Consider the following 12,423-nt stretch of genomic DNA (forward strand, 5'->3'; position numbering starts at 1 on the left):
ACGCTCTCGAGGTGACTCGGATGCTGATCGTGCTCTTGATATGGATAGTGGGTCTCGGCACCGCCGCGCTCGCAATTGTCGCCTCGCCCGGATGGTGGGTGATCGCTGTCGTCACACTCGCGCTGGCGGCCATGGGCACCTACGACCTCACTCAGAAGTCCCACAGCATCCTCCGTAACTATCCGGTCCTGGGGCACGCGCGATTCCTCCTCGAGAAGATTCGACCGGAGATCCAGCAGTACTTCGTCGAATCATCCACCGATGGAATGCCATTCGATCGCGAAACGCGAGATCTGGTTTACGAGCGGGCAAAGGGAACACTGGCGGAAGAGCCCTTCGGGACCGAGCGCGACGTCAATGCGATCGGCTACGAGTTCATGACGCATTCGATTCGCGCACGGACCGCCCCCGACACCGTTCCGCGAGTTCGCCTCGGCGGACGCGATTGCACGAAGCCGTACGACATCGCTCTCCTGAACGTCTCCGCGATGAGCTTTGGGTCGTTGTCCGCCAACGCAATCGAGGCCCTCAACGCCGGCGCCGCCAAAGGCGGTTTCGCTCACGACACCGGTGAAGGCGCGATCAGTCCGTATCACCGCAAACACGGCGGCGATCTGATCTGGGAAATCGCTTCGGGATACTTCGGATGCCGGACCGAGGACGGCCGATTCGATCCTGACCGTTTTGCCGAGCGCGCAGGCTCCGACCAGGTGAAGGCCATTTCGATCAAGCTCTCGCAAGGTGCGAAACCCGGGTTGGGTGGCGTGCTTCCCGGAGTCAAGGTCTCCCCCGAAATCGCCGAAACCCGCGGGGTACCCGTCGGCCAGACTGTGATTTCGCCACCCGCGCACACCGCGTTCAGCACCCCGGTCGAACTGGTCGATTTCATCGCGACCCTGCGAAAACTGTCGGGAGGCAAGCCGGTCGGGATGAAACTGTGTGTCGGCTCGCGTCGTGAATTCCTCGGAATCTGCAAGGCGATGATCGAACGCGGCATCACGCCCGACTTCATCATCGTGGACGGTTCCGAAGGCGGCACCGGCGCAGGTCCGGTGGAGTTCGAGGACCACATGGGCATGCCGTTGACCGAGGGCCTGATGCTGGTGCACAACGCTCTGGTGGGAACTGGTTTGCGCCCTCTCGTGAAAGTCGGCGCTTCCGGAAAGGTGGCGAGCGGTTCCGACATCGTCAAACGCATCATCCAGGGCGCAGACTTCACGATGGCGGCCCGCGCAATGATGTTCGCAGTGGGCTGTATTCAGGCCCAGATGTGCCACACCAACCGCTGCCCGGTCGGCGTTGCCACTCAGGATCCGGCACGCACCCGCGCACTCGACATCCCCGACAAGAGCGAGCGCGTCTACCGATTCCAGAAGGCAACCGTCGCCAGCGCGCAACAGATGATCGCGTCGATGGGCATCGATTCCTTCGACCAACTGCAACCGGGAATGCTCAACCGCCGCGTCGACGGTCTCACCACTCGCACCTATGCCGACCTGTTCGACTGGCTGATGCCGGGCGAACTGCTCGACTCCCCGCCGCAGAGCTGGCTCACCGATTGGATCGACGCCGACGCTCACCGATTCTGACGTCGGTCGACTCCCGCGTTTCAGATCGCGCGGATTCACCCTCCTGGTCCTACAGTGACAGATGGCCCGCTGTGACGGCGGCCACACGTGCACTAGTGGACGGAGTTCGACGATGAGCTTGACGACTGCGCCGGAACCAAATGTCGAGTACCTGAAAACCGATCCTGACCTGCCACCTGTCGGCGTCATCGACAAAACACCCATCTCCACGACTGCGCGCGTCGTCTTCCTTGTTCTCGGACTGGTCGGCGCGGGCGCCTGGTACATGATTGCGATCGTCCGCGGTGAACACATCAGCGCTGTGTGGTTCGTGTTGGCCGCAATCTGTACCTATCTGATCGCCTACCGCTTCTATGCGCGGTTGATCGAACGCAAGATCGTCAAGCCTCGCGACGACGTCGCCACTCCCGCCGAGATCATGGAGAACGGCGCCGACTACATGCCGACCGACCGTCGGGTGCTGTTCGGTCACCACTTCGCGGCAATTGCCGGTGCCGGCCCCCTGGTCGGACCCGTGTTGGCCGCGCAGATGGGATATCTTCCGGGAACGATCTGGATCATCGTCGGCGTCGTGTTCGCCGGGGCGGTGCAGGACTTCATGGTCCTGTGGATCTCGTCGAAGCGCCGCGGGCGCAGCCTCGGTCAGATGGCCCGCGAAGAACTCGGCCTTGTCGGCGGCGTCGCCGCACTGATCGGCGTGTTCGTCATCATGATCATCCTCATCGCGGTGCTCGGACTTGTGGTCGTCAATGCGCTCGCCGAGTCCCCGTGGGGAGTGTTCTCGATCGCGATGACCATCCCCATCGCGCTGTTCATGGGCGTGTACCTGCGGTATCTGCGGCCGGGCAAGGTTTCCGAGGTCTCCTTGATCGGCGTCGTCCTGCTTCTCCTTGCCATCGTCTCCGGTGGTTGGGTTGCCGATACCGGTTGGGGCGCAGACTGGTTCACACTCTCGAAGGTCACCATTGCGTGGCTGATGATCGCGTACGGATTCGCCGCATCGGTGCTGCCGGTCTGGCTGCTCCTGGCACCGCGCGACTACTTGTCGACGTTCATGAAGGTCGGCACCATCGCGCTGCTGGCCATCGGAATTCTGGTCGCACGACCCGCGCTGAACATGCCGGCAGTGACGCCGTTCGCCTCCAACGGCGAAGGCCCGGCCTTTGCCGGTTCACTGTTCCCGTTCCTGTTCATCACCATTGCCTGTGGCGCGCTCTCGGGCTTCCACGCACTGATCGCGTCAGGTACGACGCCAAAGCTGCTCGAGAAGGAAAGCCAGACCAAGATGATCGGGTACGGCGGCATGCTGACCGAATCGTTTGTCGCGATCATGGCTCTGGTCACCGCCTGCATCCTCGATCAGCACCTGTACTTCGCACTCAACGCTCCCGCGTCACTGACCGGTGGAACACCGGAAACCGCAGCCGAATACGTCAACAATCTGCCCCTCGGCACTGCCCCCATCACACCGGACGTGCTGACTCAGGCAGCCGAGGCCGTCGGCGAAGAATCGATCATCTCGCGAACCGGCGGCGCCCCGACGCTCGCGTTCGGAATGTCCGAAGTGCTCAGCGACGTCTTCGGCGGCGACTCGCTGAAATCGTTCTGGTACCACTTCGCGATCATGTTCGAGGCGCTCTTCATCCTCACCACGATCGATGCCGGCACCCGCGTCGCTCGATTCATGCTCTCCGACTCGCTCGGCAACTTCGGCGGTCCGGCAAAGAAGTTCAAGGACCCGTCGTGGCGCATCGGCGCGTGGCTGTGCTCGCTGATCGTCGTCGCTGCCTGGGGCGCGATTCTGCTCATGGGTGTCACCGATCCGCTGGGCGGAATCAACACACTCTTCCCGCTCTTCGGCATCGCCAACCAGCTACTCGCCGCGATCGCACTGACGGTGGTCATGACGATCGTCATGAAGAAGGGCCTGTTCAAATGGGCCTGGATTCCCGGCGTGCCGCTGGTGTGGGACCTGGTCGTAACCATGACCGCGTCGTACCAGAAGATCTTCTCCGACAACCCCGCGATCGGGTACTGGGCTCAGCACAACGTGTTCAAGGACGCGAAGGCTGCCGGCGAGACGGCGCACGGTTCCGCGAAGACTCCGGAGGCTATCGATGCCGTCATTCGCAACACCTTCATCCAGGGCACGTTGTCGATCATCTTCGCGTCACTGGTGATCGTCGTGGTCATCGCCGGGATCATCGTATGTGCCAAGGCAATCCGAGCGGGCGGGCTGCCGACCACCGAGTCCCCGGAAGAACCGTCGAAAATCTTCGGACCCGCCAGCTTCATTCCGACGCCCGCGGAGAAGGAAATCCAGAAAGAATGGGACGAGCTGATCAAAGCCGGGAAAGTCCGGGCGCCCGGCGCCGCACACGGAGGTGGGCACTGACCATGACGACGGCGACCATGACGGCAAAACTCACCACAGCGTTCCGCGGAACGCTGTGGTGGGTTCGCTCGGTGATGGGTGATCTAGACTATCAGCGCTACGTCGAGCACACCCGACGCCACCACGCCGACTCACCGGTGATCAGCGAACGAGAGTTCTGGCGCCGCCGTCACGCAGCAGCCGACGCCAACCCAGGCGCCCGCTGCTGCTGAATCCGGTCAGGGGCAGGTGGCCTTCGCGAGTTCGTAAATGTGGCCGGCCTGCTCGTCGGTGGGCTTGTTGCCGTTGTTCTCGGCCAGGTCGGTGATCTTGGTCTTGACCTCCGCCTCGTCCGTGCCGTTGGCGACCTCGGTACACGTGGTCGTCAAGATCTCCTCGATGTCTGCGTCGTCGCGGTTCTCCGCCAACGGTGCGTAAGCCCCACGGAACGTGGCGACGAACAGCGCCGTCTTGCCCTGATCGATGGCGTTGCCCGCTGACTGTTTCGCCGTCTCGAGCGCCTGTTGCCCGCTCGTGACCGCCTCGCTGATCTTGTTCTGCGCGTTGTCCTGATCCTCGGTGCTACACGCGGTGAGCCCGAGAACGACGATTGCTGCTGCCCCGACTGCTGCTGCGATTCTCATGACGGAAATGTTAGTCCGATCAGCATGCTTCAAAACACAGTATTGCAGCGCAACACACGAGTTATCGCATGCAGTCGTTACGATCAGCTCAGCTAGATCACCGGATTCGCACATCGGCGAGGAGATCCCTGCGCCGACGGAAAGGACGATCAGTGAGCGAGCAAGACAAGGGGACGTCCGCAGGGGTGCGCAAGCGCGACCGCGGCGAGATCATCGGGCAAGGGGGTATGTGGCTCGCAAAATGGTCGTTGGTGTTGGCGTCGATTTCGCTGGGCGCCTGGATTTTCGGCTGGCTGATCGAAAAGCTCTGGGTCATCATCCTGCCGGTGGCTCTGGCTATCGTTGTTGCGACAGTCATGTGGCCGCCGACCCGCGGCATGATCAAGCGCGGGATGCCACCGGCCGCGGCAGCCGGCATCACCCTGGTGCTCTCGATCGGAATCCTGGCCGGTGTGATCGCCGGCATCGTTCCGTCAGTGGTCAGCCAGGCCCCCGAGCTCGCGAACAAGACCACCGAGGGCATCAACCAGGTTCAGGACTGGCTCCAGGGTCCGCCGCTGAACCTGAAGGACGACCAGATCGACAACGCCGTCCATGCCGTCATCACCAAGGTGCAGGAAAGTGGAACCGCCATCGCTTCAGGCGTTTTCAGCGGCGTGAGCACAGCGAGCTCGTTGTTGGTCACGCTCGGTTTGGTCCTGATTCTCGCTTTCTTCTTCATCAAGGACGGACCGAGGTTCATCCCCTGGCTCCACGCTGTCGGCGGCGGCCGTGCCGGTCGGCATCTCGAAGAGGTCCTCACCCGCATGTGGGACACGCTCGGCGGATTCATCAGGACACAAGCACTGGTGAGTCTGATCGACGCGGTCTTCATCGGCGCCGGACTGCTGATACTCGGGGTCCCGCTGGCACCGGTGCTGGCAATTCTCACGTTCATCGGTGGCTTCATCCCGATCGTCGGTGCCTTTGTCGCCGGCGCCCTGGCCGTGTTGGTTGCGCTGGTGGCCAACGGTCTCACCACCGCCATCATCGTGTTGATCATCATCCTGGCCGTTCAGCAGATCGAAGGAAACGTCCTTCAGCCTGTGCTGCAGAGCAAGTCGATGAAACTCCACGCCGTCATCGTGCTGCTTGCCGTGGCCGCCGGTAGCTCGCTGTACGGCATCGTCGGCGCGTTCCTCGCAGTGCCCGTCGCCGCTGTGGCAGCAGTTGTCATCCGGTACATCGGCGAGCAGATCGACGAACGCGCAAGCGACAACGAGCCGATGCCCGCCGGCGATGCGTCGGACATCCTCGAGGATCAAGACGACGACGCCGAGTCAGAGGTAGAGAACAAAAAGGCCTGATCAGCCCGCGATCACCTTCACCGCGGAGCCTGCACGTCCGCGAATGACGTGCAGGCGACTCGGGATTCGCTGCCTCATCTCGTCCACGTGACTGACGATGCCCACCACTCGTCCACCGTCGCGAAGCTCGTCCAACACAGCCATCACCGAGTCGAGGGTGTCGGCGTCGAGAGTGCCGAATCCTTCGTCGATGAACATCGTGTCGAGAACGATTCCGCCGGACTCCGCCGCAACCACATCGGAAAGTCCGAGGGCCAAAGACAATGACGCCAAGAATGATTCACCGCCCGAGAGCGTCTTCGCCGAGCGAACCACACCCGTGAAGTCGTCCCGGATGTCGAGTCCCAGACCGCCGCGGCGACCCCGAGAACCTGCCTCGTCACTGTGCACGAACTCGTATCTGCCCCCGGACATCCGCTGCAGCCGAACCGATGCCGACACGGCGATCTCTTCCAACCGCGACGCGAGCACATACGCTCGCAGCGACATCTTGCGACTGTTCTGACCTTTGCCGGCGATCACGTCGGCAAGCGCCGCGAGTTCGTCGTGCAGTTCACGCTCAGGTGCAACCGCTTCGTATGCCTTCTCGAGTTGTCCGCTGAACCGTTCGAGATCCGACACACGGTTCTCGGCCAGGGAAGCAGCTGCAACAGCCGAGTTCACCACCTCGGCGCACCGAAGAGCACGCTCGCGAGGACCGTCGACGTCGACTGTCTCGACTTCGCTCACCGCAACGACCTCGGGGTCGTCGAGGACCGTCCGAGCGGCCACCTCGAGGTCGCGTGCTTTGGCGAGTTCCGTTTCGATCGCCGCGATTCGGGCCGGCGATCTCACCCCTTCGATCGCAGCCTCGACCGAATCGAATCCAGCAGCGGCCGCCGCAGCGGCCAGTTTGGTCGACAGTTCCGCCGATCGCGCCTGCGCACGAACGGCGTCGTCACGCATCTCAGACGCCGCCGAGGCAGCGGAGGCAAGCCTTTCGAACCGCGAGCGCTGAGCAGCGATGGTCGAATCTTCTCCCACCGCAGCGACGATCGCCGCTCGAATCTGCTCGACCGTGGCCGACAGAGTCGTCGTACGCTCGGTCAGTGCCGCCAATTCGGCCGTCAGAGAAGCGGATTCCTGTTGCAGCTCGCCGTCACGCTCGTTGAGATGCCCGAGCTTGTCGGCCAACCCTCCAACCTGACCGGCAGAGTGGGTCGCCTCGTCAACGGCGTTCCGAGCCGCGGCGCGGAGCCTGTCGAGTTCTGCGACGTCGCCGTCCCCGCCGCGGGCGATCACCCGGTCGATGTCACGGTCGACGGTTACCTGGCGGTCGACTACCTTGCTCAGGGCTTTCTCGGCCGCACGCTCGGCTGCGGACGCGACTTCCAGATCGGGCTCGGTGACCGTCACGACATCAGACTGCGCCGGCGCAGGGTGTTCACGCGAACCACACACCTGGCATGGGTCACCGGGCGCGAGTGAACTCGCCAACTCCGCCGCCATGCCCTCGATACGCTTCTGCACGAGGTCGAGCCAGCGCCCGCGAGCACTCTGATGGGCGTCGCGCGCATCCAACACCTGCACACGAATCTTCTCGGCTTGCGCACGCAGAGAGACGAATTCATGAGCCGCTGCCGCAGCATCCGATGCTTTGGCCAGTGCAGCTTCGAGGCCGGGCAGAGTGGCATGCGCGCGTTGCGCATCGTCCAATCTTTGGCCGGCCGAGCGCACCAGTTCCGGTAGTTGAGTTCGTTCAACCGCGATGGCATCCATGCGCTCGGACAGGGCGTCTCGCCGAACTCCGAGTTTCTCGATCTCGGCTTCCGCCGCATCGGCTCTGCGAGCGTCCTCCGCCATCGCGTCGAGACGAACGATCTCGTCACGCCAGGTCCGGATCCGAGCTACGACGCGTTGACGCTCGTCGTCGGTGGGTGGCCACACCTCCGGCACAAAAATCTCCGGACCGTCGAGTGCGGAGTAGGTCGACATCGCTGCGGTCATCGATTCGAGTGCGGCAGCGAGGTGCAAGCCGGCAGCGTCCACATCGCCGGCGACAGCGGCCACCGGCAGTGCGCGCTTGGCGGTCTCGAGTTCAGCGCCGATCACAGCTCTTTGGGCGGCGCCCGTATTGAATGCTGCGAGTTCAGCGGTCGCACGATTACGGCGAGCGACCAGATCTGCGGTTCGCTGCGCCGCCGACAGAACCCGATTAGCCTCGGCTGCTGCATCTTTCGCGGTCACCAGCTCCGCAAGACTTGCATCGCGGGTGTCCTGAGCCTCGGCGAGGAGTTTGCGCGACCATTCCAGTGGGTGTGCCTCGGCGCCTACCTCGAGTCCCGCAGCTGTCTCGACCTTCGCGAGCAGCAGCCGCACGGATTGCTCCCTGGCCGCGAGCGCGGTCGCACTTGCCTTTCGCTTGGCGTCGAACCATGCCTCGACGGAGACAAAACGTTTGGTGTCGAACAGACGCTCGAGCAGTTTGCCTCGCTCGTCGCTCTCGGCACGCAGGAATTTGGCGAACTCACCCTGCGGCAAGAGCACCACCTGGAAGAACTGATCAGCGCTCATGCCCATGAGGCGGTTGATCTCGTCACCGATGTCAGGGATGCGCGAAAGGTTTTCGCCGCGGCCGTCCAACCACGTCAGTGTGGCCTTTGCATTCTCTGTGATCGAACCGGTGCCACGCTTCTTCGGGCGCGAATACTCTGGACTGCGAACAAGTTTGATTCTGCGACCACTGATGGTCGCTTCGAGTTCCACGCGCGGCACCGAACCGGCGGGCGCGTGATCGGACAGTAGCCGTTTGCCCTCGTTGCGCGCACCCGGCACCCGCCCGTACAGGGCGAACGCAACCGCGTCGAGGATCGTGGTCTTGCCTGCCCCGGTGTCACCGTGCAGAAGGAACAGCCCGTCTGCACCCAAACGGTCGAAGTCGACTTCGACCGTGTCGGCGAAGGGCCCGAAAGAGCTGACTTCGAGTTTGTGCAGCCTCACGCGGTTTCACTCAGTTCTACCGTGGACTCCTCGGCGCGCGCGGCAGCGCTGAGCGCTTCGGCCATCAACGTGACCTCCCGCTCGGACGGGTCACTACGCACGGCCGAGACAAAGCCACGGGCGATCTCCATGTCGGTTCGACCCCGTACCGCGTCGCGATACTTGAGATCCGATTGTCCTTCCGGCCTTTGCCATTCGAGGTGAACGGCAAAGGGGAAACGTGCCTGGAGCTGCCTCATGGCATCGACGGGACGAACCGGGTCGGTGAGCAAAGCGGAGACGTAGCACTGCTCGGAATCGGCGTACTTCGACTCGGTGAGAAGATCCTCGAGAGTTCCCGTCACCTGGCTCAGCCCTCGAATCACCGGAAGATCGAGGCGCTGCACCGACGACAGACCGGCTGCGTCGAGTTCGATCAAAAGCGCAGCCTTGCGGTGCCTGCGCTCACCGAACGAATACGGCAACGGTGAACCTGAGTACCGCACACTCTCCGAGAGCATCTGCGGAGAATGCAGGTGTCCGAGGGCGACATAGTCGACGCCGTCGAATTCGCCCACTGCGACGGTCTCCACTCCGCCGACCGAAATGGAGCGTTCCGATTCAGACGCCTCACCGCCCACGACGAAGGCATGCGCGAGCAGTACCGACCGAGTCAACGGATCGGTAGCTGTTCGTTCGGCGAGGTCTCGCCGAACACGCGACATGGCCGCTCCGAGGATGTCGGAATGAGTACGAGCCCGGGGCACGTCCAACTCGACGCGCGTGATCTCCGGCTCGAGGTACGGAATCCCATAAAAGGCGACGGGCCCGAACTGATCGCTCAGCATCACCGGAGTACCGATCTGGCCGACGCGAGTGATCAGGTGCAAGCCGCCGGCAGCGGCAAAGGATGCCCCGGCTCCGAGCCGCACCGCGGAATCGTGATTGCCGGACGTCGCGACGATGACCGCCCCCGCCGCCCGGATTGCCTCGAAGCCTCGATTGCACACGGTGACCGCGTCGGAACTGGGAATCGAGCGGTCGTAGATGTCACCGGGCACGACCACGACGTCGACGCCGTGTTCGCGGACGGAATCTGCGATGGAACTGAGCACACTCGCCTGATCGGCCAGCAGATCGACGCCGTGAAAGGTGCGACCTATATGCCAATCGGAGGTGTGCAGAATCTTCATGAATCCGACGGTAGAGCAGCCCACCGACACCGCCGATCTCCCACGCTGACGGCTTCGTCGGTGTGCCCCAACCCACGAGCGTCCGGTGACCCTGCACACAATCCGTCCGGTTCGTTTGGCGAAGAACCCGAAACCATCGCGCCATCGCGTCGATAAATGCGCCAGCCACGACCCGCACAAACACGGCCGACAACGCAAGAACCGCTAATGTCGTTATGTGTCTGCAACCCAACGTGCTCGCTCCGGGGTACCGCTGGACAAGCGATCGCTCATCGTGACCGTCCCCGGCCTGCCCTGGTGGGGAGTGATCCTGCTTGCTGCCGGTGTGACCGCCGTCGGCGTACTGATCGATGCCACCGGAGGCGGCGGAGAGCTCACCGCGGTGTTCTCGACGTTCTACTTCCTGGGCTGTCTCTTCGCTGTGGTTGCCGCTTCGAACAAAGCACTCTTCACCGCGATGGCCCAACCGCCGTTGCTGCTCTTCGCTGCGGTGCCGATCGGGCACACGCTCATCGGCAAGGACAACAGCACCGCGCTGCGCGATATCGCGATCAACATCGCGTACCCGTTGGTCAACCGCTTTCCGATCATGTTGGCCGCAACCGTGGTCGTGCTGATCATCGGTGGCTTCCGATACTTCCTGCTCAATCAGCGCCCCACCGGGCCCGCGCGCTCGACCCGCTCCCGCCGCTCGGCGGCCACCACTCGTGACTCCTCTGCGGCTGCCACGCGAGAACAACCCGCACCCGAGACCGGGCGTCGACGCAGAGTCTCGGACGCGCCCGTCCCCGGGCCCCCGCGTCGCCGCGCCCCCGAGGTGGACGAGCAGCCCGCCTACCGAAGCACCCCCAGGCGCGAGCCGATCCAGGACGAGCGTCCGCTGCCGCCTCGGAGAAGCCCTCAGCCACCCAGGGTCGATCGCACGCACCAACCGCCTACGCGTCGCCCCCAGCCCGACAGTCGGCCCGTGGCAGACGACGACTACCCGTCGTACGGTCGCCGCCGGGCGCCCGAGCCCACTCCGTCGCCCAGACGTGAGGAGCGGATGGAGCCCTTCTTCGCTTCGGGTGACGACGTATCGCCGCCGCTGCCCCCTCGCCGCCGCCCACCCGGAGTCGATCTTCCGGCGTATCCGCCGCCGCGAGTTCGGTACCGCGATCGCGAAGAGCCCTGAACAGACGCGCCCGGTAGCACAAAAATGCGGGGCACCTTCCAGATGGAAGGTGCCCCGCATTTTCTTGTTTCAGGACGTGCGCGCTGCTCGCAATTCACGGGGAAGGGCGAACACCAGAGTCTCGTTGGCAGTGGTGACGGGTTGAACGTCGTTGTATCCGTGCTCGGCAAGAAGTTCGATCACGCCGCGCACGAGCACCTCGGGTACCGATGCGCCCGACGTGATGCCGACGGTCTGGACACCCTCGAGCCACGCGAGATCGACCTCACGGGCGTAGTCGACCAGGTACGACGCGGCAGCGCCCGCCCCGAGCGCGACCTCGACCAGGCGAACCGAGTTGGACGAGTTCCGCGAACCCACCACGATCACGAGATCGCACTCGGGAGCCATCGCCTTGACCGCAACCTGACGGTTCTGCGTGGCGTAGCAGATGTCGTCGGACGGCGGGTCCTGCAGATTGGGGAAGCGCTCACGCAGGCGCGCGACGGTCTGCATCGTCTCGTCGACGCTCAGTGTGGTCTGGGAAAGCCAGATGACCTTCGACTCGTCACGAACCGTGACCGCGTCGACCGAATCCGGGCCGTCGACGATGGTGACGTGATCGGGAGCCTCACCTGCGGTGCCCTCGACCTCCTCGTGGCCTTCGTGGCCGATGAGCAGAATGTCGTAATCGTCGCGGGCGAATCGCTTTGCTTCCTGGTGCACCTTCGTGACCAGGGGGCACGTTGCGTCGATCGTGCGCAGGTTCCGCTCGGCAGCCGAGTCGTGGACGGCCGGCGACACACCGTGCGCCGAGAACACGAGCAACGATCCCTCGGGAACCTCGTCGGTTTCGTCGACGAAGATCACGCCTTGATCTTCGAGCGTCTCGACGACGTGGCGATTGTGGACGATCTCCTTACGCACGTAGATGGGTGCGCCGTGCTTCTCGAGGGCCTTCTCGACGGTCTCGACCGCGCGGTCGACGCCGGCGCAGTAGCCGCGAGGCTCGGCGAGGAGCACGCGCTTGGCGCTGCCCTTGCGGGTGGACGGCGAATCAGCCGAGTGCGCGATACCGAGATTGAGAGGAACAGCCGAAGACATGTGACCAGCCTACTGGCACCTCGAACGTGAGACACTCCGGCAAACGTGAACACCTCGGTTTC

At 63.7% G+C, this 12,423-nt stretch carries 9 protein-coding genes; 5 read left to right on the top strand and 4 right to left on the bottom strand.

The window, feature by feature from the left end; translation table 11 throughout:
* The first annotated feature begins 11 nt into the window (after window positions 1-11).
* The 3 genes from BH682_RS20490 to BH682_RS20500 all read left to right on the top strand — a co-directional run bounded on the left by BH682_RS20490 (window position 12) and on the right by BH682_RS20500 (window position 4,196).
* Window positions 12-1,589 carry an FMN-binding glutamate synthase family protein gene (locus tag BH682_RS20490; RefSeq protein WP_037132028.1) on the top strand — a complete coding sequence of 526 codons (1,578 nt, stop codon included), beginning with the start codon at window positions 12-14 and terminating at the stop codon, window positions 1,587-1,589.
* Window positions 1,590-1,701: 112 nt separating this feature from the next.
* Window positions 1,702-3,984: a carbon starvation CstA family protein gene (locus tag BH682_RS20495; RefSeq protein ID WP_075833934.1), complete on the top strand. Its 2,283-nt coding sequence runs from the start codon at window positions 1,702-1,704 to the stop codon at window positions 3,982-3,984.
* A 2-nt stretch (window positions 3,985-3,986) separates the two neighbouring features.
* Window positions 3,987-4,196, top strand: a complete 210-nt coding sequence (locus BH682_RS20500) for a YbdD/YjiX family protein (RefSeq protein ID WP_003945213.1) — start codon at window positions 3,987-3,989, stop codon at window positions 4,194-4,196.
* A gap of 6 nt (window positions 4,197-4,202) precedes the next feature.
* On the opposite strand, the gene BH682_RS20505 is transcribed toward BH682_RS20500, so the two are convergent.
* Window positions 4,203-4,607 (bottom strand): hypothetical protein, encoded by a 405-nt coding sequence (locus tag BH682_RS20505; RefSeq protein WP_003945253.1) that lies wholly within the window; start codon window positions 4,605-4,607, stop codon window positions 4,203-4,205.
* A gap of 152 nt (window positions 4,608-4,759) precedes the next feature.
* Here BH682_RS20505 and BH682_RS20510 point away from each other — a divergent pair, with 152 nt between their 5' ends.
* Window positions 4,760-5,953 (top strand): AI-2E family transporter, encoded by a 1,194-nt coding sequence (locus tag BH682_RS20510; protein ID WP_003945249.1) that lies wholly within the window; start codon window positions 4,760-4,762, stop codon window positions 5,951-5,953.
* Here BH682_RS20510 and BH682_RS20515 read toward each other — a convergent pair whose 3' ends face one another.
* Window positions 5,954-8,932, bottom strand: coding sequence for an AAA family ATPase (locus BH682_RS20515; RefSeq protein ID WP_075833936.1), 2,979 nt, complete (start codon window positions 8,930-8,932; stop codon window positions 5,954-5,956).
* The gene (locus BH682_RS20520) at window positions 8,929-10,104 is read right to left on the bottom strand and encodes an exonuclease SbcCD subunit D (RefSeq protein ID WP_075833937.1); all 1,176 of its coding nucleotides are present in this window, start codon (window positions 10,102-10,104) and stop codon (window positions 8,929-8,931) included. Before BH682_RS20520 ends, BH682_RS20515 begins: the two co-directional genes overlap by 4 nt.
* A gap of 217 nt (window positions 10,105-10,321) precedes the next feature.
* On the opposite strand from BH682_RS20520, the gene BH682_RS20525 reads away from it, so the two are divergent.
* Window positions 10,322-11,278, top strand: coding sequence for a DUF6542 domain-containing protein (locus BH682_RS20525; RefSeq protein WP_042448843.1), 957 nt, complete (start codon window positions 10,322-10,324; stop codon window positions 11,276-11,278).
* Between the two features lie 69 nt (window positions 11,279-11,347).
* On the opposite strand, the gene BH682_RS20530 is transcribed toward BH682_RS20525, so the two are convergent.
* Window positions 11,348-12,361, bottom strand: coding sequence for a 4-hydroxy-3-methylbut-2-enyl diphosphate reductase (locus BH682_RS20530; protein WP_003945273.1), 1,014 nt, complete (start codon window positions 12,359-12,361; stop codon window positions 11,348-11,350).
* Window positions 12,362-12,423: the final 62 nt, after the last annotated feature.

This window comes from Rhodococcus sp. YL-1 (assembly GCF_001942025.1).
Taxonomy (GTDB): domain Bacteria; phylum Actinomycetota; class Actinomycetes; order Mycobacteriales; family Mycobacteriaceae; genus Rhodococcus_F; species Rhodococcus_F qingshengii.